This window comes from Microbispora sp. NPDC046973 (genome assembly GCF_040644495.1).
Taxonomy (GTDB): Bacteria; Actinomycetota; Actinomycetes; order Streptosporangiales; family Streptosporangiaceae; genus Microbispora.
In genome coordinates this window covers 13,293-39,421 of record NZ_JBEYWQ010000048.1, presented here as the reverse complement: position 1 = coordinate 39,421, position 26,129 = coordinate 13,293, and the positions used below count along the sequence as shown (strand labels likewise).

At 72.2% G+C, this 26,129-nt stretch carries 16 protein-coding genes and 2 pseudogenes; 9 read left to right on the top strand and 9 right to left on the bottom strand.

Translation table 11 applies throughout. The features are described 5' to 3' along the window. The first annotated feature begins 110 nt into the window (after positions 1-110). The 5 genes and pseudogenes from ABZ860_RS40450 to ABZ860_RS40430 all read left to right on the top strand — a co-directional run. Positions 111-269, top strand: a complete 159-nt coding sequence (locus ABZ860_RS40450; RefSeq protein ID WP_220505085.1) for a hypothetical protein — start codon at positions 111-113, stop codon at positions 267-269. Next, the gene (locus tag ABZ860_RS40445) at positions 266-574 is read left to right on the top strand and encodes an ROK family protein (protein WP_182877374.1); all 309 of its coding nucleotides are present in this window, start codon (positions 266-268) and stop codon (positions 572-574) included. The genes ABZ860_RS40450 and ABZ860_RS40445 overlap by 4 nt, the downstream gene beginning before the upstream one ends. A gap of 219 nt (positions 575-793) precedes the next feature. Beyond that, entirely contained in the window at positions 794-4,720 is a 3,927-nt protein-coding gene (locus ABZ860_RS40440) for a ThuA domain-containing protein (RefSeq protein WP_357231285.1), read from the top strand. Between the two features lie 94 nt (positions 4,721-4,814). After that, complete coding sequence (locus ABZ860_RS40435) at positions 4,815-6,854, top strand: ThuA domain-containing protein (protein WP_357231282.1); 2,040 nt, start codon at positions 4,815-4,817, stop codon at positions 6,852-6,854. Positions 6,855-7,081: 227 nt separating this feature from the next. Further along, positions 7,082-7,852, top strand: a pseudogene (locus ABZ860_RS40430) (IS256 family transposase); the annotation flags it as partial. A 17-nt stretch (positions 7,853-7,869) separates the two neighbouring features. Here ABZ860_RS40430 and ABZ860_RS40425 read toward each other — a convergent pair. From ABZ860_RS40425 to ABZ860_RS40410, 4 genes and pseudogenes are all read right to left on the bottom strand, one after another. Next, a pseudogene (locus tag ABZ860_RS40425) lies at positions 7,870-8,517 on the bottom strand (hypothetical protein); the annotation flags it as partial. Continuing rightward, positions 8,436-9,437, bottom strand: coding sequence for an ATPase, T2SS/T4P/T4SS family (locus ABZ860_RS40420; RefSeq protein ID WP_357231279.1), 1,002 nt, complete (start codon positions 9,435-9,437; stop codon positions 8,436-8,438). The gene ABZ860_RS40420 and the pseudogene ABZ860_RS40425, both read right to left, overlap by 82 nt. Beyond that, positions 9,322-10,134: a hypothetical protein gene (locus ABZ860_RS40415; protein ID WP_357231276.1), complete on the bottom strand. Its 813-nt coding sequence runs from the start codon at positions 10,132-10,134 to the stop codon at positions 9,322-9,324. Before ABZ860_RS40415 ends, ABZ860_RS40420 begins: the two co-directional genes overlap by 116 nt. A gap of 115 nt (positions 10,135-10,249) precedes the next feature. After that, complete coding sequence (locus tag ABZ860_RS40410; RefSeq protein WP_357231273.1) at positions 10,250-12,781, bottom strand: molybdopterin-dependent oxidoreductase; 2,532 nt, start codon at positions 12,779-12,781, stop codon at positions 10,250-10,252. A gap of 228 nt (positions 12,782-13,009) precedes the next feature. Between ABZ860_RS40410 and ABZ860_RS40405 the strand changes: the two genes are divergently transcribed. The 3 genes from ABZ860_RS40405 to ABZ860_RS40395 all read left to right on the top strand — a co-directional run bounded on the left by ABZ860_RS40405 (position 13,010) and on the right by ABZ860_RS40395 (position 19,814). After that, complete coding sequence (locus tag ABZ860_RS40405) at positions 13,010-15,925, top strand: AAA family ATPase (protein WP_357231270.1); 2,916 nt, start codon at positions 13,010-13,012, stop codon at positions 15,923-15,925. 80 nt (positions 15,926-16,005) lie between these two features. After that, the gene (locus tag ABZ860_RS40400; RefSeq protein WP_357231268.1) at positions 16,006-17,127 is read left to right on the top strand and encodes an alpha/beta fold hydrolase; all 1,122 of its coding nucleotides are present in this window, start codon (positions 16,006-16,008) and stop codon (positions 17,125-17,127) included. 20 nt (positions 17,128-17,147) lie between these two features. Next, the gene (locus ABZ860_RS40395) at positions 17,148-19,814 is read left to right on the top strand and encodes a GMC oxidoreductase (protein WP_357231265.1); all 2,667 of its coding nucleotides are present in this window, start codon (positions 17,148-17,150) and stop codon (positions 19,812-19,814) included. Here ABZ860_RS40395 and ligD read toward each other — a convergent pair. Further along, positions 19,790-20,977 carry a non-homologous end-joining DNA ligase gene (gene ligD / locus ABZ860_RS40390; protein ID WP_357231262.1) on the bottom strand — a complete coding sequence of 396 codons (1,188 nt, stop codon included), beginning with the start codon at positions 20,975-20,977 and terminating at the stop codon, positions 19,790-19,792. The genes ABZ860_RS40395 and ligD overlap by 25 nt on opposite strands. A gap of 96 nt (positions 20,978-21,073) precedes the next feature. Here ligD and ABZ860_RS40385 point away from each other — a divergent pair, with 96 nt between their 5' ends. After that, entirely contained in the window at positions 21,074-22,504 is a 1,431-nt protein-coding gene (locus tag ABZ860_RS40385; protein WP_357231259.1) for a cytochrome P450, read from the top strand. A gap of 11 nt (positions 22,505-22,515) precedes the next feature. On the opposite strand, the gene ABZ860_RS40380 is transcribed toward ABZ860_RS40385, so the two are convergent. The 4 genes from ABZ860_RS40380 to fabG form a co-directional block, all read right to left on the bottom strand. Beyond that, on the bottom strand, positions 22,516-23,481 hold the full coding sequence (locus tag ABZ860_RS40380; protein ID WP_357231256.1) for a DUF2332 domain-containing protein: 966 nt from the start codon (positions 23,479-23,481) through the stop codon (positions 22,516-22,518). A gap of 66 nt (positions 23,482-23,547) precedes the next feature. Beyond that, entirely contained in the window at positions 23,548-24,510 is a 963-nt protein-coding gene (locus ABZ860_RS40375; protein WP_357231253.1) for a sugar phosphate isomerase/epimerase, read from the bottom strand. Next, positions 24,507-25,301 (bottom strand): GntR family transcriptional regulator, encoded by a 795-nt coding sequence (locus ABZ860_RS40370; RefSeq protein WP_357231250.1) that lies wholly within the window; start codon positions 25,299-25,301, stop codon positions 24,507-24,509. The genes ABZ860_RS40375 and ABZ860_RS40370 overlap by 4 nt, the downstream gene beginning before the upstream one ends. A 61-nt stretch (positions 25,302-25,362) precedes the next feature. Continuing rightward, positions 25,363-26,127 carry a 3-oxoacyl-ACP reductase FabG gene (gene fabG, locus ABZ860_RS40365; protein WP_357231247.1) on the bottom strand — a complete coding sequence of 255 codons (765 nt, stop codon included), beginning with the start codon at positions 26,125-26,127 and terminating at the stop codon, positions 25,363-25,365. Between the last annotated feature and the right edge of the window lie 2 nt (positions 26,128-26,129).

Below are 26,129 nucleotides of genomic sequence, written 5' to 3'. Positions count from 1 at the left end.
CGTCTCCTGCCGCGGCTGGCCCGACATGCCGCAGTTCGGCAGGGTGATGATGGAGGTCTTCTCGAAGTCCATCAACTCCGCATCGGCATGAGCACACCTGAGGTGTCTCGGTGACGGCACTTCGGACCGTCACCGTCGACGGCTCCCCCGTCCACGTCCTGGAGAGCGGCACCGGGCCCGCGGTGCTGATGCTGCACGGCTCCGGACCCGGCACGACCGGATCCGGAGCCTGGGCGACGACCGCACAGGCGCCGGCGACCGGCGCATGATGCAGGCGGTGGCGCAGGTCGGCCAATGGCTCGGGCTCGGCGGCTCGATCGTGGCCAACCTGTTCAACCCGCGACTCATCGTCATCGGGGGCTACTTCGCCTCACTGGCCGAGTGGCTGCTGCCCCACGCGCAGGATCAGCTGCAGCGGCTCGTGGTGGCCGCCCCCGCCGCCCAGTGCCGATTCGTCGCCTCCACGCTCGGCTTCGGCGCCGCTTCCCGCGGCGCCGCGAGCATGGTGGTCAACCGGATCATCGACGACCCGACAACGATCATGGATTCACTACCCCGGCCGACAGCCTACTGACGGCCCCCACAGACCTGGAGGCGGCACCTCTCCAGCAACCCCCCGTATCCGCAACCAACGCCAACAAGCGGCAACAAGCGCGGCGGCGCGCGCCTTGCCTGACGCCCCCCGGTCAGGAAAGGGTTTCCCATGTCACCACGTCATCGAACGTGGGCCAGGCTGCTCGACGCAGCCCTGCCAGAAAACGGACGACGCCCGAGACGTCGCACCGCGACCACGATGGCCTTAGCCCTCATCGCCCCTTTCATCACGCTCCTCGCGACGCCGGTGAGCGCCGAAGCCCCCACGGCGGCTGAGCCCGCTTTCGTCGCTGCACCGGCGCTGCTGCAGTCGTCCGCGCCTGCCGCCAAGGCCGCACCACCAGACGCCGGCTTCAAGGTGCTCGTGGTGCGCAGCACCCAGGACGCGGTGTCGTCGGCCGGCCTGGCCGCGATCCGGGATGCGGCCAGAACCGGTGATTTCACGGTCGTGGCGCCCGAGCCCGCTGACGTGGGCGACCATTTCACGAAGAAGAAGCTGGAGCAGTACCGCGCGGTCGTGTTCTTGGACACGGGTCACGCGAGCCCGCTCACGGACGCGCAACGCGCGAACTTCGAGAGCTACTTCCGCGGCGGCGGCGGCTTCGTCGGCGTCGGCTCGGCGGTCGAGACCGACGAGTCCTGGTCATTCCTGACTGACCTCCTGGGGACGCGTGCGTCCGGCAGGACCGACGTGCAATCGGGTGACGTGAAGGTCGCCGACCGCGTCCACGACGCGACCAAGGATCTGCCGCAGATCTGGTCGCGGACCGACAACTGGTACAACTTCACGAAGAACGTCCGCGGTGTGTCACACGTCCTCGACACCGTCGTCGAGGACCCGTTCGGGCCGCAGCCGCAGGGCGACAACCTCGACGGGATCGCCGGGGGCACGATGGGCGCCGATCACCCGGTCTCGTGGTGTAAGGACTTCCAGGGCGGCCGCTCGTTCTACACCGGCCTGGGCAACACGGCCGCGAGCTTCGACGCCGGCCTCACCAAGCACCTCAAGGGCGCGATCGGCTGGGCCGCGGGCCAGGCCGACCCGGTCTACAGCGACTGCGGCGCGACCGTGCTGGCCAACTACCAGCAGACGAAGATCGGCTCGCCGCCGAACCTGCAGGAGCCGATCGGCTTCGACCAGCTGCCGGACGGCCGCGTTCTGCAGACGGACCGCCTCGGCTCGCTGCGCATGCACGACTCGACCACGGGCGTCACCACGGTCGTCGCCAACTTCGCCGATCCGAGCCTGCCGATGACGCAGCAGATCTACTCCGCGGGCGAGGACGGGCTCTATGGCCCGGCGGTCGACGCCAACTTCGCGACCAACAAGTGGGTCTACCTCTACTACTCGCCGAAGGAGGTCACCGACGTCAAGCTGAGCGACGGCTCGGTCGTCACCCAGATCACGCCGAACACCACCCCGCCGGACGTGGCGGCGTCCAAGACCGCGTGGGATCCGTACGTGGGCTATTTCCAGCTCAGCCGCTTCAAGTTCGTCGACGCCACCGACAGCACGCCGGCGCACCTCGACATGAGCTCCGAGCAGCAGATCATGCGCGTGCCGGTCAACCGCCAGGAGTGCTGCCACGTCGGGGGCGACATCGACTTCGACAAGCACGGCAACCTCTGGATGGTCACCGGCGATGACACGCCCGCGGGCGGCATCAACGCCGGCGGCTACGGGCCGTACAACTCGCAGAAGACCGACGAGCAGCAGACCGTGCGCGTCACCAACGCGACGGGCGGCACGTTCACGCTGACCTTCGATGGCCAGACGACGGCGCCGATCGCGTGGAATGCGGATCGCAATGCGATCGACGCGGCGCTCGAGGCGCTCTCGAACATCGAGGCGGATGAGATCCAGACCAGCGGCGGCCCGGTCAACACGTCGAACGTCAACGTGTTCTTCCGCCGCGGCAAGCAGCAGTCCGATCAGCCGCAGATCACCGCCGACGGCGCCGGCCTGACCGGCACCGCCACGCCGGCGATCGCCACCAACACGGCGCAGGCGGGCGGCTGGTATCAGCGGCTCACCGGTGACTCGCGCCGCAGCGCGCTGAACACCAACGACCTGCGCGGCAAGATCCTGCGGATCAAGGTCAAGGATGGCAACATCTCCGCCGCCGACGCCAACAAGGCCGACTTCGGCTCCGGCACGGGCGCCTACTCGATCCCGTCGGGCAACCTGTTCCCGCTGGTCGCGGGCGCGCCGCAGGACAAGACGCGGCCGGAGGTCTACGCGATGGGTTTCCGCAACCCGTTCCGGATCCAGGTCGACGAGAACGACGTGGCCTACATCGGCGACTACTCGCCCGACGCCCAGACACCGCAGCGCTCGCACGGCCCGGCGGGCACCGGCCGCTACGAGATCGTGCGCAAGCCGTCCAACTACGGCTGGCCGACGTGCTACAAGCGCGACCTCGCGCACTACCAGTGGAACTTCCACGAGTTCGCGCCCGGCACCACCACCGCGGGCACGCCGCTGAACAACCCGCCTCAGAAGTTCGACTGCGACGGGCCGACGCAGCGCAACGACTCGCTGTGGAACATTGAGGGCGGTCCGACGGTCGAGCCGGGCCTGAGGGACGTCCCGCCGGTCACCGACCCGGACATCTGGTACTCCTACCGCGACAACAACCCGAACGCGCCGCTCGGCACCCCGTGCGAGGCCTACTACGCGCCGACCCCGGGCCCGATCGCGCCCGGCTCGACGACCGAATGCCCGCGGCTGTTCCCCGAGCTCTACACCGGCGGCGTCGGTCCGCACGGGGTCACGAAGTACCACTACGACCCGGAGAACCCGAACCCGCACAAGTTCCCGCCGTACTACGACGACTCGGTGATCATCAGCGAGTGGACGCAGGACACGCTGCGCGAGGTCAAGCTCGACAAGCAGAACAACCACATCCAGAAGATCAACAACTTCCTGGATTGCGGGAGCCGCGCGAACGCCGGGGCAGGCAGGTTCCGGTTCGAGTGCGACAACCCGATGGACCTGCAGTTCGGTTCAGACGGCGCGTTCTACCTGCTGACCTACGGCAACGGATTCAACGTCATCAGCCCCGACGCGGGCATGTACAAGTGGGAGTACGTCAAGGGCAAGCGCGCGCCGAAGGCCGTGCTCACCACGGACCGCACCGACGGCTCAACGCCGCTGACCGTGAACTTCTCCAGCGCCGGCTCGCTGGATGAGGATCCCGGCGACTCGATCCGCTACGAGTGGAACTTCGGCGACGGCTCGGCGATCGAGACCGACCCGAACCCGACACACACCTACACGCAGTCCGGCCGCTACACGGCCGTGCTGACCGTGCTCGACTCGTCCGGCAAGCAAACCTCGACCAGCACCGTGATCACCGTGGGCAACACGAGCCCGACGGTGGTCGTCAATACGCCGGTGGAGGGCGGGACGTTCGCGTTCGGCGACGACATCCCGTTCTCGGTAACGGTCACCGACCCCGAGGACGGGACGGTGAATTGCTCCGAGGTGCAGGTGACGTTCGTGCTCGGCCACGACGCGCACGGCCATGCCGAGGAGTCCGTCAACGGCTGCTCGGGCGTGCTCCACACGGTCGCCGACGACGTCTCACACGGCGGCAACGTCTCCGGCGTGGTCCAGGCGCGCTACACCGACCACGGCGGTCCGGGCGGCGTCCCACCGCTGACCACGACCGGCCAGCACCAGATCCGCCAGAAGCACCAGGAGGTGGAGTTCGTCGTCAACCAGTCCGGCACCAACACGGCGACCAACACCGACGGCGGCGCCGGCGTGCACCGCGGCAGCCTGGGCTCGGGCGACTGGCTCCAGCTCAACGGCCCATTCAACCTGACCAACATCGATTCGATCACGTTCCGCGTGGCGGACGCGGCGACCGGCCGCACGCCCGGGTCGCCGCTGGCGGCGATCGAGGTCCGTCAGGACTCGATCACCGGGCCGATCCTGACGACGGCCAACCTCGTGTCCACCGGCGGGACGGGAACCTGGACGAGCCAGACGTTCCCGGTCTCGATGTCCGGGACGCATGAGCTGTTCCTGGTGTTCCGCTCGGTCACGGGTGGCGCCACGGGCGGCAACCTGTTCAACCTCAACTGGGCCGAGTTCGTCGGCACGGGCATCGGCACCTAGCGAACCCGCCCGTGCCGACGAACCCGAGCTCGTCGGCACGGGCATCGGCGCCTAGCGAACCCGCCCGTATAGCGGCAAGAGAGAGAAGACACTCATGCGAAGAAGATTTCGCACATCGGCAGTGGCCACCTTCCTGACGGCGGCCGCACTCATCCCCGCGGCACCGTCGTGGGCACAGGAAACGACACCGCCGACGATCAACGTGGCGACGCTGTCGCCCTCTGCGCCGACCGGCCAGAACAACTGGTACCGCGGCCCGGTGACGCTGAACGTGTCGGCGACCGACGACGTCGGCATCGCCAAGTTCCAGTACTCGCTCAACGGCGGCGCCGCCTACATCGACGTGCCCGTCGAGGGGGCGCCGGCGTCGGCCACGGCGTCGGCGGTGATCACGCAGGAGGGCAACACCAGCGTCCGGTACCGCGCGGTCGACACGTCCGGAAACGTCGCGGCGTTCCGCTCGATCTCGGTCCGGATCGACACGCGCGCGCCGGCTGCATCGTACCCGGCGATCACCGACGGTCACGTCGGTCACGTCGCCACACTTATCCCGACGCGCACGGACCCCGCCCCCGGCTCGGGCGGAGTGGCTGTGCTGAACATGTACCTCGACGGCAAGCTGGTCCCGCCGTTGCCGGTGCAGACCTCCGACCTGTCGCTCGGCGTGCACACGCTCGCGGTGCATCTCTCTGACGCTGCTTCCAACAGCGCGAAGTACACACAGACGTTCATCGTGACGACATCGTTCGCGGACGTCGGCACGCTGATCGCCCGGTTCGTGACCGCCGGCAGCGTCCCGGCGGAGGTCGGCGCGGCGCTCCAAGCCAAGCTCGACCAGGCGAAGGCGCTCGCCGACGCCGGTTCGGCCAAGCGCGCGAGCCAGGTCCTGAACGAGTTCGTCTCGATCGCCGGTGACCGGATCGCGCCCGGCTCGGCCCGCAGCACACTCGTGGGCGATGCGCGTTACCTGATCGACCAGCTCAACGGCCGGCTCGCGCCGGAGCCCGCGACGGGCCTCGAGTCTGAGCCCGCGGAGGGCCCGAAGTTCATCCCGGACCCGGTGCTCGCCCCGCTCCCGCACAACCCGGACGCCGACTACAACGTCCTGGTCTTCTCCAAGACGACGGGCTTCCGGCACGACCACATCCCGCACACCGTGGCCGCGATCCAGAAGCTCGGCATCGCGCACAACTTCAACGTCGACGTCTACGACCCGCAACTCCCGACCGTCACGCTGCCCACGAGCCCGTTCCTGAGCCTCGACACGCTCAAGCAGTACGACACGATCGTCTTCGAGTCCAACGTCGGGCACCCGGGCCCGCTCAATCCGATCACCGAGCAGCCGAACTTCGAGGCCTACATGCACCAGGGCGGCGGCTATGTCGGCCTCCACGGCGCCGCCGACTCGTTCGAGATCGGCACCTGGCCGTGGTACGGCGACCTCGTCGGTGGGTTCTTCACCAACCATCCGAACGGCCAGAACGGGTTCGGCCAGTGCGGCAGCTGCATCCACACCGAGGTGGTGACCGAGGACAACACGCACCCGGCGACCGCGCATCTCCCTGACCGGTGGATGACGGTCGACGAGCTCTACAACTTCGACCGCAACATGCGGGCCGACGTGCACACGCTGCTGAGCCTCAACGAGGACAGCTACCAGCGCAGCCTCAACAGCGGCAACGCGGCCACCAACCCGCTGCGGCTGATGAACGGCGACCACCCGATCGCGTGGTGCCAGAACTGGGACGGTGGCAAGGCGTTCTCGAACATCCTCGGCCACTTCCGGACGCAGTACTACGACGACTCGTTCATGCAGATCATCCTCGGCGGGATCGAGACGACCGCCGACCGCAAGGGCGCCAACTGCTCGTCCTACCGCGAGACCAGCCTGCTGATCGAGGCCGACCGAGCGGCCGGGCTGCTGACCGCGGCCGCCGCGGACGCCGCCGGTGCCGCCCTGGACATCGCGCGGGACAGCTACCTGGCAACCAACTACACCACCGCCATCCCGGCGCTGAACTCGATCGTCGACCTGGCGAACGACAAGGCCTCCGGCGACGCTGCGGCGCGTTCCGAGCTCGCGCGGCAGGCGCGCGAGCTGCGGGAGTGGATGCAGAACCTCAACCGCCGCTGACCCGTTAACGCGGCGGGGGCGGTGGATCGCCGCTCCCGCCGCGCTGACGCTGGAGCGCACCACTATCGCGGATTTATGCACCACCTTCTCCTGATCATCGACAAAACATCGGTAGGTGCCGCACGTGACCCATCCTCCGAAGGGAGCGGTGATGGGTCGTGAAATGAGGACGGCCATCGCGTGATCCTTCGTGATTGCGAAGTCAAGATCGAAGGAGAACAAAGGCGATGGCCGTGAACGACAGTGTGGACCCTGCCGCGTGGCTGGCGGAGCAGATCCAGGCGCAGGATCCGGATCTGTTGCGATCCATGGTGAAGACCATGGCCGAGGCGTTGATGTCGGCCGAAGCCGACAGCCTGTGCGGGGCCTCTTACGGCGAGCGCAGCAGCGAGCGGACCAACTCCCGTAACGGTTACCGCAAGCGGGAGTGGGACACCCGCGCCGGCACCGTCGAGCTGGCCATCCCGAAACTGCGCCAAGGCTCCTACTTCCCCGACTGGCTGCTGGAACGCCGCCGCCGGGCCGAACGAGCCCTGATCAGCGTCGTGGCCACCTGCTATCTGCTGGGTGTGTCAACGCGTCGGGTGGACAAGCTGGTCGAGCAGCTCGGGATCGGCGGCATCTCCAAGAGCCAGGTCTCGGCGATGGCCAAAGTGCTGGATGAGCAGGTGGAGGCCTTCCGCACCCGGCCCTTGGACGGCGGCCCGTACACCTTCGTCTGGCTGGACGCCCTCACCCAGAAGGTCCGCGAGGGCGGGCGCACGGTCAACGTGCACGCCCTGGTCGCCACCGGCGTGAACGCCAACGGACAGCGGGAGATCCTCGGGCTGGAGGTCACCTCACGCGAGGACGGCGCCGGCTGGCTGGCGTTCCTGCGTGGCCTGGTCGCCCGCGGCCTGTCGGGGGTGCAGCTGGTCATCTCTGATGCCCATCCCGGGCTGGTCGAAGCGATCGGGTCCACCCTGCCGGGCGCGTCCTGGCAACGGTGCCGGACCCACTGTGAAGCCGTTAAGGATCAAAACGGCGAGATGGAGGCGCGGAGCGCGGCCGCGGTCCGGTGGCGGGTTGGGGCGGGTGCGGGGCTGTAGCCGTCGTGTTCCAGAAGCGGGCGGGTCTCGATGAGGGTGTTGCCGATCGTGCGGGGGCTGACTGCGAACAGTTCGCTGAGGACTTGCCGTGTGCAGACTTTCCGCTGGTAGAGGATGGCGACGAGGATCCGCTCGGCGTCGGTGATCTTCTGTTGGAAGATGCCGCCCCGCGCTCCGGGGAGTCGTTCACCGCCGCGTCGCTGGTAGCGGAGGCGTTCGAGACGGGCGGCTTGGAGCGGGGTGAGTCGCTCGATCATCTGGCGGAGTTCTTCGCGGCTCATCCCGGTCAGAGCGGGATGCGAGAGCGTTTCGGAGATCCCGGGCCGCTGGGCGGGGCGTCCCGGTCCGTGTCGGAGAGCAGGCGGTGGGACCCGGCGCCCTTGGCGCGGCGGCGTTCACCACCGCTGGTGGAAGGTGCGCTGCTCGGCCCGAGCGGCCTGGGCGGGGGCGAGCCGGCGCGCCAGGTCGTCCAGTTGGGCTTCGGTCATGCCAGTCAGCCGAGGATCGGCCAGGGCGCGTAGTGCGGCAGCGCGGACCTGCGCGCGGTCGGTGCCGACGACGGGCGGCCGGTCGGCACCGACCAGGGTGGGGTGGACAGGCAGCAACCGGCCGACCGTGGGTGGCGATACCCGATGCCCCCGCCGATTTCGGCGGCCAGGGCCCGCAGCATCGTGGTCTTGCCGGCGTTGACCCCGCCGGTTACCAGGATGTCCTTGCGCGCTCGCACGGCCGTGGCGAGAAACGACGCCAGCCCGGCCTCGAGGGTGCCGAGCTCGACCAGGTCGGCCAGGGTGACGTCCACGTGCCGGTGGCAGCGGATCGACACGTGCAGCCGCGGCGTGATCGCCATGACCGCCGACAGCCGCACCCGCTCCTTCAGTGCCGCGTTCAGCATGGGGGTGACGGTGGAGAACTCCCGGGAGGTCTGGCCGCCGTGGACGCCCCACATCCGGATCCGCTGGATGAGCTCCTCGTCGCTGCCGGCGACCGCCGGCCCGCGCACCTTGCGCCCATCGGCGTAGGTGACCCAGACCTCCCTGCAGCCGTTGATGTCAATGTTCTGCACCGCCGTATCCGCGATCAGCGCCCCGCCCTCACGACGTTTCGTGATGACGGCGCCGGCTGCGGAATGCGGCCGGCGCCGTCGACAAATCGCGGCATGAGGTTCGCCATTTCCGGCGAAGCATTCTTGCCGCCACCGGTACGCCCCCGCCACGAGCACCGGTATCACGATGGGCACGGCCGGTCCCCCCGGTCGCCCACGCCGAGATAATCTTCTATCAATTATCCCCACCCGACACAATCCATTTAGCCGGAAATCATACGACGCTTGTCTAGATTTCCCGTTAATGACGGAATTTGTCGCCCTTTTCCCCGAACTACCAGGACGGGACGACGAGAACCTGCGGCGCGGCCTGGCGCATTCGGGTGCGCAGCCAGAGCAACTGGACGGCCGTCTCGGCGGCGCAGTGGCGGGCGAGGCCGAGCAGATCATCGTCCCTGAGCCCGCGGGCGGCCTGCGCGACCACGCTCCACGACAGGTCGCACTCGGTGGCGAGAAGGTAGAGCCCGTGCAGGTCCCGCAGCAGCGCGAGGCCGCCGCCGTCGCCGCCCCCACCGCCTCGTCCCGGCGTCTCGTGGGGGCGCCGCGTCGCCCCGGCCTCCGCGCCGCCTTCTGCCCGCTCCCGTTCCACGGCCCCGCGGACCACCCGCTGGAGGTCCGCCGGCTCCAGGCCCGCCGCGTCGAAACCACCGCCGTCGATACTCGCGGCGCCGAAACCCCCCCGATCGAAACCGTCAGCATCGAAACGACCGGCACCGAAACCACCGGCATCGAAGCCACCCGTATCGAACCCCCCGGCGTCGAATCCCCCGCCTTCGATTCCACGGGCGTCGAACGCTCCGGAGCCGAAACCGGAGGTCTCCAGGCCCGGCGCCTCCAGCCCCTGAGGCTTCACCCCGGGCACCCGCGACTGCGCGGGACCCGGATCGCGGAGGCTCCCGGAGCGGTACCTCCGCAGGAAGGGCTCCAGCCGCCCGGCGTGGTCGCGGCACTGCGCGGCCAGGCGCTCGCAGACGCCACACAGGTCGGACTCGCGGGGATGGCCGCGCCGCAGCGCGCGGAACCCGGACGACAGCTCGTGCTGCGTGCGCGACAGCGTCTCCAGGTAGCGCGCCAGATGCTCGCTCACGGATCGTCCCACCCGCGCGCGGCGTCCCCCCAAGCGGTGTGTGTGCCTGCACGGACCATATGTCGTCGCTTCCTTCCGGTAGGCCGACCCACCTCATCTCCGGCGATCGCGGACGTCAGACCTCCTCGTATCGCTCCGGCGCCTCCCCTCCTCCGGCCGCGGCCGTCACCTCGGGCCGCGCGGTCACACCACAGCCGAGGCGCGTGGCGGCGGCCGAGTAGAGGTCCTCCCCCATGGGGGCCTCCCCGCGCCGCCCGGCCTTCACCAGCCGGACCGCCGCGGGCGTGCGCAGCGGCCGGCGGGACACCGGGTCCCACGCGGTGAGCGTCAGCTCCGCCACCGCCCGCGTCACGGCCTCGTCCTGCCCGTCGAGCGGCAGGACCACGGCTCCCGGGCGTACGCCCGACAGGCGCGCGACGGCCTCCAGCACGCCGAGGGGCGACTCGACCCGGACGAGGTCGCCGTCCTCGACGCCGAGCGCCGCGGCGTCGGCGGGGTGGACCTCCAGGCACGGCTCGGCCGGGAACGGCTCGGGGACGGCGTCGCCGAGACGGGAGGGCCGGGCAGGAAAGCGGCAGGGCGCCGGGCGGGTGGTGAGGACCAGGGGGTGCTCGTCGTCGGCGACCTCGGGAGACGGCTCGAAGTCGGCGGCGTGGAGGAAGGCCCGTCCCCCGGGGTCTTCCGCGCGGTAGCGCTCCTCGCCGTACTCGGCACCCGTGGCGAGGTCGGCCCCGAACGTCTGGCAGTCCCCCGGTGCGGTGGCGAAGCGCCCCCCGGCGTACAGGCGCTCGACGCCGTGGGAGCTGGACGGCATGCAGGGCCACTGCACGCCGCCGGCCCGCAGCCGCTCGTAGGTGATTCCCGTGTGGTCGCACGGACGGCCCCGGGAGCACGCCTTCCACGCCTCGAACGCCGACTCCGCGTCGGTCCAGTGCACGAGCGGCCGGCCGTCCCGGTCGCGCAGGTCCATCCGCCGCGCGTAGTCGAGCAGGATGTCGAGGTCCGCCCTGGCCTCTCCCGGCGGATCGACCGCCTTCTCGCACAGGTGCACCGTGCGGTCGGCGCCGGTGACGGTGCCGGTCCTCTCGCCCCAGGCCGCCGCCGGGAGCACCACGTCGGCCAGCCGCGCGGTCTCGGTCAGACAGGGATCCTGGACGACGACGAACAGGTCCTCCCTCGCGAGGATGCGGTCGAGGCCGGGAATCGTGGCCGCCGGATCGGACGCCGTGATCCACAGCAGCCCGATCGAGCCCTCCTCGGCGTACCTGAGGATCTGGGTCGCGTGCGTGGCCGGCCCCCAGTGCGGGATGACGGCGGGGTCGACGTTCCACAGGTCCGCCAGCTCGCGCACGTGGCCGGTGTCGGCCCAGTTGCGCAGCCCGGGCAGGTCCGCGGCCGAGCCCGCCTCCAGCGCGTCGCACCCGGGTCCGCCGAGCTGGAACAGCCCGGCCCCCGGACGGCCGAGCATGCCGCGCAGCAGGTGGACGTTGTTGACCTGGCAGGCGGCGGCGGTCGCCTGGTTGGAGTCCAGGAAGGCCGGGCCGACGGTCGACACCAGCCGTTCGGCCGCGCCGAGGATCTCGGCGGCCTGCTCGATCTGCCCGACCGGCACCGCGCAGATCTCCGCCGCTCTCTTGGCGGGGTACGCCTCGACGGTTCGCCACAGTCGTTCGAACCCCACGGTGTGCGCGGCGACGTAGGCCGCGTCGTGCCAGCCGCCCGCGATCAGCTCGTGCAGCAGGCCGTTGAGCAGGGCCACGTTGGTGCCGGGACGCACGGCGAGATGGACGTCGGCCTCCCTCGCCGCCGCCGTCCCCTCCGGGCCCACCGCGATCATGGCGGGCGGCGTGGATCCGAGCCGCCGGTCGAGCATGCGCTCCCACAGCACGGGGTGGGTGGCGGCGCAGTCGTGGCCCCACAGCGCGAGCGCGTCGCAGTGGTCCACGTCGGTGTACGAGCCCGGCTGGCCGTCGGTGCCGAAGCTCGCCGCGAGCGCGGCCGCGGCGGCCGCCGCGCCCCAGCGGGTGTCGCCGTCCATGTGCGGGGTGCCGATGCCCGCTTTGCCGATGACGGCGAGGGTGTAGTGCTCCTCGAGGAACAGCCGCGTGCCGGTGTGGAAGGCGAGGCGGCCCCAGCCGCCGGGGCGGGCGAGCAGTTCCCGCGACCTCGCGACGACGCGGTCCATCGCGACGTCCCACGTCGTCTCCACTAGCCGCCCGGCCCCGCGAACCCCGCCCTCACGAGCCCCGCCCTCACGAGCCCCGCCCTCACGAACCAGGGGGCGGGTCAGCCGGTCCGCGCGCGGCTGCCAGGCGTGCCACTCCCGCGGGTCGAGCCTGCCGTGGTTGACGCGGTCGCCGGCCCGTCCGCGTACGCCCACGACCCGGCCGCCGCGCACCGCCAGGTCGAGGGCGTCGCCGTCGGACCCCGCCGCGGAGACGGCGGGAACCCAGCGCTCGACGTCCGGTTCGGCGACGCCGTCCTCCGTGAACGTGTCCACACGCACCGGCCAGGGGCTGCCGAGGCGGATGACCGGGGGAAGCGCGTCGCGCATGTGGCTCGGCAGGGCCGCGGCCAGCCGTTCCACCGCATCGGGAGGCCCGTACGGCGTGCGCCGCCCCCTGGGATCGGCGATCCGGTCCAGCACCTGGCACCTCCGCGGTGACGACGTGTGAACGACGCGTCCCGTACCCGGTGCCATGCACCCCTGATCCCGGAATCGCCCGAACTGACCGGTTCCTTTTCGAATACTTTCCATAGGGTGTCAATGCCGGACCGATCCCCTCCAGGGGTCTCGTGATCTGTAAAGTGCTGTTACTGAGTGTTGTCGGCGCGGCCGGCGGGGGCGGCCCGCGCGTTCGCGTGTGGGGTGCGAATGGACGGACGCACGGCCGGTCCGGTCGTCATGGGCTCGTCCGCGCCACTCGTCGGACGGCGGGACGCGCTGACCGCGCTGCGGGGCGCGATGGCCGCGAGCCGCCGCGACGGGTTCCAGTTCCTCGCACTGGCCGGCGAGCCGGGCGCGGGCAAGACGCGGCTGCTCGGCGAGCTCGCGGCGATGGCCGGCGAGGACGGGTTCACCCCGCTCTGGGGACGCGCCGCCGAGTACGAGCAGATGCTTCCCTACAGCGCACTGGTGGACGCGTTCGACGACCATCTCGACGCACGCCGCGAGGAAGTCGTCGAAACCGTGGGGTCCGGCCAGGCCGCCCTGCTGTCCGGCGTCTTCCCCGGGCTCGCCACAGGCGAATCCCCGGCCGGCGACGAGCCCGCGCTGGCCGACGACCGCAGCGGCCTGGCCCGATATCGGCTCTACCGGGCCGTACGGCATCTGGTGGGCGCGCTGGCCGGGTCCACCGGCCTGCTGCTGGTCCTCGACGACGTCCACTGGGCCGACGACGGCACGCTCGAGTTCCTCGACCACGTCGTGCGGCACCCGCCCGCCGGCCCGGTGCTGATGGCCGTGGCCTACCGCCCGGCCCAGGCCGCCCCGCGCGTGGCCAGGCTCGCCGCGGCGGCCGGCCCGCGCGGGCACGAGGTCGTGGTCGGTCCCCTCAGCGCGGCCGAGGTCCGGCAGTTCCTCGGCCCCGACGTCAGCCGGGGACGCGGCATGGCGCTGTACGAGGCCAGCGGCGGAAACCCGTTCTACCTGGAGGCGCTGGCCCGGATGGGCGGCACCGACGTGGCCGAGCTGCCGCCGACCGTGCTCGCCGCGCTCCAGGTCGAGCTGGGCGACCTGTCCGCCGGCGCGCTGCTGGTGGCCCAGGCCGCCGCGGTCGCCGCCGACGAGTTCGAGCCGGCCATCGCCGCCGTGGCCGCGGAGGTGCCGCCGGCCGCCACGCTGGCCGCGCTGGACGAGCTGGTCGAGCGCGACATCGTCCGCAGCGCGGGCGGGCGGTTCCGCTTCCGCCATCCCCTCGTGCGGCGCGCCGTCTACGAGTCGGCGGCGGCGGGCTGGCGCCTGGGCGCGCACGCCAGGATCGCGGCCCACCTGGCCGAGCTGGGCGCCCCGGCGACCGTGCAGGCCCACCACGTGGAGCATTCCGGGTCGTTCGGCGACCAGCGGGCGGTGGAGGTGCTGGTGGCCGCGGCCCGCGCGGTGACCGCGCACGCGCCGGCCACCTCGGCGCACTGGCTGCAGGCGGCGCTGCGGCTCATGCCGGACGACGCGGTGTCCCGGGAGGACCGGCTCGCCCTGATGCTGGAGCTGAGCTGGGCCCAGGGGATCAGCGGCAGGCTGGCCGAGGGCCGTGACACCGCCCGCGAGCTGTTGCGGATGCTGCCCGAGGACGACTACCCCCGCAGGGGCCGCGCGGCCCGCGTCTGCGCGCTGATGGAGCGCCAGCTCGACCGCCCGCAGGAGGCGAGGGCGCTGCTGCTCGACGAGCTGAGCCGTATGCCGAACCCGCGGGCGGCCGCCGCGGTGCCGATGCGGATGCGCCTGGTCGCCGAGAGCATGATGCGGGTGGACTTCCGCGCCGCCCAGGCCGTGCTCGACCTGATGCCCGACAACGCCGACGACTGGGAGCCCGGGCTCGCGGTCGCGGTGGCGGCGCTGCGCCCGATGCCCGCCCTGGCCGCCCGCCGTACGGACGACGCGCTGCGCTACGCCGAGATCGCCGGCAAGCTGCTCGCGGACGCGCCGGACGAGCACCTGTCCGAGTGGCTGGACGCCATCGCCTGGCTGTGCTGGGCCGAGTCCTACCTCGGCCGGTACGGCGAGGCGCTGCGGCACTTCGACCGGGCGGCGGCCGTCGCGCGGTCGACCGGGCAGACCTACATCCTCACCAACCTGCTGGCGGGCCGGGCCAAGACGCTGGTGGCGACGGGCCGCCTGGCGGAGGCCAGGGCCACCGCGGAGGAGTCCGTCGAGGGTGCCCGGCTGCTCGACTCCGGCCAGCAGCTCGTGTTCGCGCTCACCCAGCTCTGCCTGGCCGAGTCGTGGAGCGGCGACGACGAGGCGGCCGTCCGCGCCGGCGAGGAGGCCGTGCGATGCGGCGTGGGGGCGGGCGAGACCTGGGAGGCGACGGCCCGCTACGCGCGGGGGCAGGCCCTGGTCAACGCCGGCCGGTTAGCCGACGGCGTCGAGGCGGTGCTGGACGCGTGCGACCACTTCGAGTCGCCGCGGGTGGACCCGGGCACGCTGCTCCAGGCGTGCGAGACGCTCGCCTACGCGGACGCCTCCCGGGAGACGAACACGGAGGCCGGCACGGAGGCGTCCGCGCGGGCGGCGCAGTGGGCGGCGCTCGCCGTGCGGCTGGAGGAACCCCGCCTGCCCGCCTACTGCGGCTTCGCCGCGCTCGCCCGCGCGCACGCGCTGTCCGGCCAGGACCCGTCCGCGGCGGCCGAGGCCGCGGAAGAGGCGGCGCGCCTGCTGGCCGCGGGGCAGCGGCGGCTCGACGCGGGCCGGGCCCTGCTCACCGCCGGGCTCGCGCGTCTCGGGACGACCGGCGGCCGCGGCCGCGCCAGGGAGAACCTGCGCGCCGCGGCCGACGTCTTCGACTCCTGCGGCGCCCGTGCGCTCAAGGCGCGCACCGAGCGCGAGCTGCGCCGCCTCGGCGTACGGGTGGGCGGCGGCGCGACCACAGCCGCGGGCGGGGAGGCGGCCAGGCTCGGGCTGTCGCCCCGGGAGCTGGAGGTGGCGCTGCTGGTCGCCGAGGGGCTGACCAACCAGCAGGTCGCCGAGCGGCTCTTCCTCAGCGTCCGTACGGTGGAGACGCACCTGTCGCGGATCTTCACCAAGCTGGAGGTCACCTCCCGGGTCGGCGTGGCGACCGCCCTCACGCGGTGAGTGCCGACAAGTACGGGTTTTCCACGATGTCGCCGCTATGGCTGGTCCTGGGATGGTAGCCCCGGCAGAGAGGCGATCGAATGGAACACCGCATACCCCGGTTCACGCTCGACGGCGTGCGGGACGCCGAGGTGACGGTCCATCCGTTCGCCACGGAGGACGAGCTGGGGTTACAGCTCACCCGGTTCCGTAGCGGCGACACGCCGGCGCAGGGGGCGCCGGACGACGTCGTGCTGCTCGTGCACGGACTGACCTCGTCGAGCGACATGTTCATCATGCCGGAGCACACGAACCTGGTCAGGTTCCTGCACGACAACGGGTTCGGCGACGTGTGGGCGCTGGACTTCCGGATGAGCAACAGGTTTCCGTACACCATGGAGACCCGCAGGCACACGCTGGACGACATCGCCCAGTACGACCACCCGGCAGCACTGCGCGAGATCCGCCGCCACGTGGGGGCGCGGCGGATCCACGTGGTGGCCCACTGCCTGGGGTCGGTGACCTTCCAGATGAGTCTGTTCTCCGGGGCCGTGAGCGGGATCGCCGGCGTGGTGTCCAACAGCGTCGCGCTGACGCCCCGGGTGCACCCCTGGGCCCGCCTCAAGCTCGCCCTCGGTCCCGCGCTGCTGGAGTACGGCACGGGCCTGTCCTACCTGGACCCGCGGTTCAGGGACGCGCCCCCGCTGACGCGGCGGTGGCTGCTGGCCCGCGCCGTCTCCTTCTTCCATCCGGAGTGCCGGGAGGCGGCGTGCCACATGCAGAGCTTCATGTGGGGCAGCGGCAGGCCCGCGATGTACCGCCATGGGAACCTGACGCCGCGCACGCACCTCCACGAGCGGCTCGCCGACCTCAACGGCGCCAGCGACCTGCACTACTACCGGCACGTGCGGAAGATGGTGGCCGCCGGCCGGGCGGTGAAGTACGACACCGGCGACCCGAGGTTCGCCGCGCTGCCGGACGACTACCTGGTCAACGCGGCCGACGTCGACACGCCGATCCTGTTCCTGACCGGCGACCACAACGACGTCTTCACCGACTCCAACATCGTCTGCCACCGCGTCCTGTCCAAGGCGGCGCCGGGGCGGCACGAGCTGCGGATCCTGCCCGGCTATGGGCACATCGACCCCCTCATCGGGGCGAACGCGCACCGGGACGTCTTCCCGCACATCCTCGATTTCCTGAAGCGACACAGCGGTCGCTGACGCGGCACTGAGAGACATCTATGGAACACGTCGACGTGGTCGTGGTCGGTTCGGGTTTCGGCGGCGCGGTCGCCGCCTGCCGCCTCGCCGAGGCGGGGCTGTCGGTGGTGGTGCTGGAGCGAGGCAGGGCGTACGCGCCCGGCGAGTTCCCGCGCGGCCCGGCCCAGCTCGGCCGCGCCTTCTGGGACCCGGCCGAGGGCCTGTACGGGATGTTCGACATCTGGAGCTTCTCCGACTGCGACTCGGTCGTCGCCAGCGGCCTCGGCGGCGGCTCGCTCATCTACGCCAACGTGATGCTGCGCAAGGACGAGGACTGGTTCGTCCACGAGCAGGCGCTGCCCGGCGGCGGTTACGAGTCGTGGCCGGTGACCAGGGCCGACCTCGATCCGCACTACGACGCGGTCGAGCGCATGATCGGGGTCTCGCCCTACCCGCTGAGCCATTCCGGCTTCGACGACACGCTGAAGACGCTCGCCATGCGGGACGCGGCGGCCGAGCTGGGGCTCGACTGGCGGCTTCCGCCGCTGGCCGTCAGCTTCGCGCCGTCGCCCGGGGCGCAGCCCTGCCAGGGCGTGCCGGTCGCCGACCCGGCGTACGGCAACCTGCACGGCGTGCCGCGCCGTACGTGCCGGCTGTGCGGCGAGTGCGACCTCGGCTGCAACGAGGGCGCGAAGAACAGCCTCGACCACACCTACCTGTCGGCCGCCCGGCACCACGGCGCCGACCTGCGCACACTGCACGAGGTGCGGCGCATCAGGCCGCGCGTGGGCGGCGGCTACGACGTGCAGTACGTCGAGCACATGCCGCGCGGGGACGAGGCGGGCGAGGACGGCGACGGGCCGCCGCGATGGACCGGGCCGCACACGATCAGCTGCGACCGGCTCGTCCTGGCCGCCGGCACGTACGGCACGTCATTCCTGCTGCTGAAGAACCGGGCGGCCTTCCCCGGTCTCAGCGGGACGCTCGGCACCCGGTTCTGCGGCAACGGGGACATGCTGGCGTTCCTGCTGCGGGCCACCGACCGGAGCAGGACCCGGCCCATCCGGGCGAGCCGCGGACCGGTCATCACCAGTGCGATCCGGCTCGACGACGGCGCGGACGGGCGCGGCGCCTACATCGAGGACGGCGGCTATCCCGAGTTCGTCGACTACCTGGTCGAGGGCGCGGACATGGGGCCCGGCCGGGTCGCCCGGTTCCTGCTGCGGCGGCTGCGCAACATCCTCACCCACGACGCCAATCTGTCGGCGGAGTTCGCCGACCTGATCGGCAGGGGCGAGCTGTCGGGCACCTCCCTGCCGCTGCTCGGCATGGGCCGCGACGTCCCCGACGGGAGGCTGCGCCTGCGCGACGGCCGCCTCGACGTGGACTGGACGACCGAGACCAGCGAGGACTACTACGAGCGGCTGCGTGCGATCATGCGCAGGATCGGCGACGTGCTCGGCGCGCAGTACGCCGACAGCCCGCCGTGGTGGCGCAGGCGGGTCATGACGGTGCATCCGCTGGGCGGCGCGCCGATGGGCCGCCATCCGGGCGAGGGGGTCTGCGACGCGTACGGGGAGGTCTTCGGCTTCCCCGGGCTGTACGTCGCGGACGGCGCGGCGCTGCCGGGGCCGGTCGGCGCCAACCCGTCGCTGACGATCGCCGCGCTCGCCGACCGCATGAGCACCCGGATCCTGGAGACCCGCACGTCCCTGGCCGCGCCTTCGGCGGAGGTCGAGGCCGTGGAGTTGTCCGCCGTGCCGCCGATCGAGGTGGGGGCGGGGGCCGTGCCGGTGGGAACGGCGGCGGCGCGGCCGGCGGCGCAGGCCGGCACGGTGACGGACTGCCCAGTGATGGACAGCGCGGTGACGGAGAGCGCAGTGACGGACAGCGCAGTGCCGGACAGCGCAGTGCCGGCCGCCGCGCCGGAAGGCCGGGAGACGGTGGGCCGGGAGACGGTGGGCCGGGAGACGGTGGGCCGGGAGACGGTGGGCCGGGAGACGGTGGGCACGCCGGAGACGCAGGCCGGCCCTGGAACGGCGGCCGCCGTCTCCGTCGGCCGTCCCTTCGCGGCCGGGCCCGCGGACGAGCCGAGCCTGTTCGAGGGCCGGACCTCGGTGTGGTTCGTGGAGGAGATGCGGGGGCGTGTGACGCCCGGCTCGTCCGGCCGCGCCTCCCGCGGGAGTGCGGCCGGAGGGTGCCCGTTCGCCTTCCGCCTCACGATCACGATCGACGACATCGACCGTTTCCTCACCGAGCCCGAACACGAGGCCAGGGCGGAGGGCTGGATCGAGGCCGACCTGTGCGGCGGCAGGCGGCCGATCGCCCGGGGCTCGTTCAACCTGTTCGTCCCCGGGGAGGCGGCCGGGCAGCGGCGCATGTGCTACCGCCTGTGCTTCTGGGACGCCGACGGCCGCCCCCGCACCCTGGCCGGGCACAAGGAGATCCTGCCGGGCGCGCCGACCCGCCTGTGGCTGGACACCTCCACCCTGCACGCCCGCCTGCTGGAGGGGCACGTCGAGGAGGACGGGGACGAGGACGCCGTCGTGGTCGCCGCGGGGACGCTGCGCATCCTGCCGTCCGACCTCGTGCGGATGCTCACGACCTTCCGTACGGCCGGGCCGGACGGCGCGGCGGCCGTGACCCGCTTCTGCCGGTTCTTCCTCGGCGAGCTGTGGGACGTCTACGGCCCTGCCCAGGGGTCGTAGTCGACCTCCAGCGGTTCCTGGCCGGGCCGGTCGGCCTCGGGGACGTGCCGGAGGTTGACCCTGATCCTCGTCCAGGTCGAGCTGCGCCCGCGCATCGAGTCGACCAGGACGTCGGCGGGCTGCAGGAGGCGGGCCACCTCGGGGTGGCGGGCCTTCCAACGTTCGAGCCCGGCCATCGCCTCGTCCCGCGTGGCGGCCCTGGCGATCTCGACGAGCGGCATGACAGGCCGGCGCCGCCCCTGTCCGGGCGGGGCCGCGGGTTTGTCCGGCCGCGGCCCCTGGGCCTCGGCCAGCTCCAGCAGGGGGTCCAGGGAGCCCGCCCGCTCGTCCATCGCGGCCCACGGGTCGCCCGCCTCGGCGTACCGGTCGGGCATCGACGCGAGCGTGAAGTCCTCCGGCCGGCACCCGGGCACCTCGTCCCACGACAGCGGGGCCGAGACGAGGCCGGTCGGCCGTACGGAGTAGGCGGAGGCGACGGTGTGGTCACGGGCGTTCTGGTTGTAGTCCACGAAGACGCCCTGCCGCTCCTCCTTCCACCACCGGCTGGTGGCGACGTCGGGCTCCCGGCGCTCCACCTCCCTGGCCACGGCCTCGGCGGCCCGCCGCACCTCGCGGAAGGTCCAGCGCGGCTCGATGCGGGCGTAGACGTGGAACCCGCGCGAGCCCGACGTCTTGGGCCAGGCGGTCAGGCCGTGCTCCTCCAGCACGTCCCGGGCGACCAGGGCGACCCGCACGATCTGCTCCCAGCCGACGCCGGGCACGGGGTCGAGGTCGATCCGCAGCTCGTCGGGATGATCGAGGTCATGGGCCCGCACGGGATGGGGGTTGAGGTCGACGCAGCCCAGGTTCACCGTCCACAGCAGGTGGGCGAGGTCGCGGATCACCACCTCCTCCGCGGTACGGCCGGAGGGGTAGCTCAGCTCGACGACCTCCACCCACTCGGGGCGCTTGGCGGGCGCGCGCTTCTGGAAGAACGCCTCCTGGTCCACGCCGTGCACGAAGCGCTTGAGTATCACCGGCCGGTCGGCCACGCCGCGCACCGCCCCCTCGGCGACCACGCGGTAGTAGGAGATCAGGTCGAGCTTCGTGTGCCCGGTCCGCGGGAAGACCACGCGGTCCGGATTCGTGATCTTCACGATCCTGCCGTCGAGCTCCAGCGTCATGCCGCCACACTACGTCGCCGCTGCCCCCTCATCCGGCAGCACGCGTCGGAGCCGGGGCGCTGACATTCGCGGGCGGACGCTCTAAGATCGCCGCCCATGGCCGACATGTGGCAGGAAAGGCAGGCGCAGCCCTTGATCTCCGAAAGATGGCCGGTGTCGGCCGTGGAAGGGCTCATCTCGTTGCCGCTGGAGTCCCTGCTCACCGGGGACTACGAGGCCGACCCCGCCGTCGTGCACGAGCGCCTGCGCGCCAGATATGGCCCGGTGGCCCCGGTCGACGTCCTCGGCGTTCCGGTCTGGTTCGTGCTCGGCTACGACGAGGTGCTGCACGTCATGCAGAACCCGCGTGAGGTGTGGAGCAAGCGCGCGGACAACTGGCGGGCGTACGCGGAGGGGCGCCTTCCCGCCGACTGGCCGCTGCTCGCCCTCCTGCAGGCCGACAACTCGGGTTTCCACGACGGGGAGAGGCACCGGGGTCTGCGCGGCGCCTGGATCGCGGGGCTGCGGCCGTTCCAGGATCCCGCGAGCGAGCACGCGCAGCGGCTGGAACGCGCCATGGTGAGATACTGCGACGACCTCGTGGGCGTGATGGCGGAGGGCGGGCCCACCGGGCAGGCCGACCTCGCCACCCAGTACGGGCGGCCGTTCCCGCTGCTCGTCGCCAACCACCTGCTCGGCGTCACCATCGAGCGGGGCGAGGACATGGTGGAGGACCAGTGGCGCCTGCTGGACGGCCCCGACTCCGCCGGGGCCTACCAGCGGTTGAACGCCGCCCTCCTCGAACTGGCGACGGTCAAACGGCAGCGGCGCGGCGACGACCTGCCGTCGTACATGATCGAGGCGAAGCCGGACCTCACCGACGAGCAACTCGCCCGCGAGTTGATGATGCTGTCCGGCTTCCTCGACTTCACCGGCAGCCTGATCTGCAACGTCATCCTCGAGGCGGTGACCAACCCCCGGCTCAGGGAGAGCGTGTCGGTCGGCGCGATCGAGGAGGTGGTCAACCGCGTGGCCCTGGGCAACCCGGCGCTGGCCAACCTGACCTTCCGCTACGCCAGGACGGACGTGAAACTCGGCCGCTTCACGATCGCGGCCGGCGACCCGGTGATGCTGTCCATCGCGGGCGCGCACGCCGACCCGCGGTTCGCCGGAGCGCTCGCCCGCGACACCGTCCGCAGCACCCGCGCCCACCTGGCGTGGGGCGCGGGCCCGCACAGGTGCCCGAGCCAGCGGCTGGCCACGCAGATGTCCACGATCGCGGTGCGCCGCCTGCTCGACCGATTCTCCACGCTGAAGCCGGCGCTTCCGGCCGACCGGCTTCCCTGGCGTCCCTCCCCCTTCGTCCGCGCGCTGCGTTCGCTGCCCGTCCACTACGAGCTCAGCCGGAGTTTCCCCGGCACGCCCCGGCCAGAATCCAGCGGTGAGCCGTCGCCGCCGGAGCTGAAGGACGGCGGGGAGGACGGCGGCGACGGGCGCCCGAGGTCCGGTCTCCTGGGGTTCCTGCGCAGGCTGCGCCGCGGCCAGTGACGCGGGCGAGGTCACGCGAACCAGGTCATGGCCTGCCCATGCGACAGGGTCCAGGCGAGCGGCGTCCCGTCCAGCGCGAGCACGTTGTACAGCGCCCCGCCTGGCGGCTCCGGTAGACCAGGGCGCGATAGACCAGGGTGCGGTGGACCAGGGTGCGGCAGCACATCCGGGGTCTCGTTCGCGATCCAGTGCCCCGGCAACCCGCGGACCGCCTCGGCGAACGCCGCCCTCCGCGGCGCCGGCACCTGGTACAGCACCGAGGTGTGGAACACGACCAGCGTGGCGCCTGCCGGAGCCTTCGCGGCCAGCTCCGGCAGGTCGTCCGCCAGGTCGCCGCGCACGAGCAGCGGCGGCTCGGCCGCGGCGACCGCCGCCGCCACCCTCAGCCGGGCCCGCCGCCGCTCGTGCTCCGGCCAGATGAGGGCGTCGAGCCACGCGACGTCGGCGGGATCGGTCACGTCGAGCGGGTTCAGATCCAGACCGGCCCGCCACACCACGTCGGGCACACGGGCCGGCAGCGCCACCCCGGTCGCGGCGCAGTCCAGGACCGGTTCGCCGGAGCCGACCAGGTGGTCGCCGTAGCGGTAGGCGTAACGGTCGGGATAGAGGCACAGCCCGGCCGAGGCCCCGACCTCCAGCAGCGCGAGCGGCTGCGGCAGCGCGGCGAGCACCGGCAGCAGCACCGCGCACCGCCCGGCCTCGTTCGTCTGCGTGGCCCGGGTGCGCATCTCCGCTTCGACCGCCGGCCAGTTCCCCAGGGTGTGGTCACGGAACGCGGCGGGGTCCTCGACCGGGCCGCCGAGGAACCGTACGACGGCGAACAGCAGATTCGGCTGCCGCTTCGCCGGCGGGAGCGCGCCGAGCAGCGCGAGCATCTCGCGGTCGCGGGAGACCGCGAGCGCCAGGCGCTCGTACGCCGGGGACACGCCGTGCGCCTCTCGTGCGGCGAACTCGGCGTAATTCGCTGCGGTCGTCATACCGCCATCGTCGTCCCGTTCTGCCTCCGGCGCGCGCCCGGCGGGGCAGGACCAGGCGGGGCACGATCAGGCGAGGCCGGCGGCGCGGAGGGCCTCGCCGAACGCGGCGCGGTTGGCCCGCTGGTCGGCGACGGCCCGCGCGAGGGCCTCGGTGTCCGAGGCGCGGAAGGCCGCGACGTCCTGCTCCACCACGATCCAGCCCTCATAACCCGACCGCCGCAGCTCGGCCAGCACGGCGGGCAGGTCAAGGTCGCCCTGCCCGAGCGGCGGGAAGCCGCCCGCCGCGACCAGGTCCCACAGGTCGCCGCCGCTGCCGCGGATCCGGGCGAGGACGTCGCGGGAGGCGTCCTTGACGTGCACCTGGCGGATGCGCGAGGACCAGTCGCGGATGGCCGCCACGGGGTTGCCCCCGGCCAGCCACAGGTGCCCGGTGTCCAGGCACAGCGAGACGTCCGTCGAGGCGAGCAGCCGCTCGATCTCCTCGGGCGTCTCCACGTCGGTGCCCAGGTGGTGGTGGAAGACGGGTTCCAGGCCGCGGTCGCGGCAGCGGGCCGCCGCCTGGCCGATCCGTCCGGCGTAGGCGGGCCAGTCGGCGTCGGACAGGGAGAGCCGGTGGTCGGCCGGCATGCCGGGACGCGCGAACCGCTCGGGCCGGTCCGGGCAGGCGAGTGTCGGCCGCGGCGCGAACCTCGGGTCGGCCGCTCCGGTCGCGGCGTCGCGGACGGCGGCGAACACGTCGAGGGCGGCGTCGAGGGCGGCCAGGTCCTCGCGGAAGCCGTCCGGGTCGTCGTAGCGCAGGTCCACCCAGCCGCCGGCGAGCCCGAGACCCTGCGCCGCGAGCCGCTCGGGAAGGATCGGCGCCGTGCCCAGGTAGCCGATCGGCCCGGAGTCGGTGCCGTGGTAGCCGGCTTCGCGCATCGTCGCGAGCATCTCCTCCGGCTCCAGCGGCGCGCTGTCGGCCCGGTAGACGCCGAAGTTGACGGGCGCGCTCGCCACCCGCACCACCCAGGGAGCCGCGTGCGCCGTCACCCCGTCACCTCCGGGAATCGCACGAGCCTGCCCTGTTCGCGGGCGGAGTGGGTGGCGCCGGTGGCGCCGCTGACGTGGACGAGGACGCGGGTGCGGTCGCCCCGGAAGACGTCCTGGGAGAACTCGAAGGGCCGGCCCTGCTCGTCGGAGGTCGTGCGGGTGATGGCCAGGACGGGCACGCCGGGCTCCACACCGAGCACCGCCGCCTCCTCCTCGCCCGCGGCCACCGCCTCGATGCGTTCGAGCGCGTCGGCGGGGCGCACGCCGTACCGGTCGGCGAGCAGCTCGTAGACCGACCCGCCGAGGGGCTGCTCCAGCAGCCCGGGGAAGCGCAGCGCGGGGAACCGGGCCTGTTCCAGCGAGAGCGGCACCCCGTCGGCGAACCTGATGCGGACGATCTCGGTCACCAGGTCGCCCGGCTGTATGCCCAGGGCCGCGGCGGTCGCCTCGTCGGCGCCCGCGATCGTGGCCCTGACCACCCGCGATCCCGCGGTGAAGCCCTGTTCGCGCAGCAGCGCCGGCACGCCGACCACGCTCGACAGGTCGCGCTCCACCTTGCCGCCGCTGACGAACGTCCCGCCGCCCCTGCCGGGCACCCGGCGCACCGCGCCCGCCTGCTCCAGCAGCCCGAGCGCCTGCCGCAGCGTCGTACGGCTGACGCCCATCCGTGTGGACAGCTCGCGCTCCGAGCCGAGCCGCTGGCCCGGCCGGAGCTCGCCGCTCGTGATGAGCCGAAGGACCTCCCGCCGCACCGCCTCGACCGCGCTTTCGCCATCCAGGTCGCGGGACACCTGCTCACCCTTTCCGCCTCACAGGGACGAACCATGACAGAGCACGGTCGGCCCGATTGAATCACAACCCGGTCATCGCATCCTGCGATTCCGGCAGGACCTGGCCGCCGTCCACGACCAGCGAGTGCCCGGTGACGAACGCCGCCTCGTCCGTGGCGAGGAACAGGCAGGCGTTGCCGATGTCCTCGACCGAGCCGAGACGGCGCATCGGGATCGCGGCCTCCATCCCCCGCAGGTAGTCGTCCCCCAGGTCGGCCAGTCCCTCCGTCAGGATGTTGCCGGGCAGGACGGCGTTGACCGTGATGCCCTTCGGCGCCAGTTCGACCGCGGCGGTGCGCATGAACCCGAGCTGCCCCGCCTTGCTGGCGCCGTAGTGCGACCAGCCCGGCAGACCGGTGAAAGGACCGGTGATGGAGGAGGTGAGGATGACCCGCCCGTGGCCGGACGCCTCAAGCGCGGGCAGGCACGCGCGGACGCAGAGCATGGTGCCCTTGAGGTTGACGCCGAAGACCTCGTCGATGTCGGCCTCGGTCATCTCGGCGAGCTTTTTGTCGGGGAAGATGCCGGCGTTGGCGCACAGCACGTCGACGCCGCCGTGCCGCTCGGCCGCCGTCTCGGCGATGCGCTCGCAGTCCGCGGCCCTGGACACGTCCGCGACCACGTACGACGCGCCGATCTCGGCGGCGGCGGCCTTCAGCGCCCCCTCGTCGCGGCCCGCGATGAGGACGTTCGCGCCGGCGCGGGCGAAGACCCGCGCGATGCCCTTGCCGATGCCCTTGCTGCCGCCGGTCACGACGACCGACCGCCCGGCCACTGGGGTGAACACAT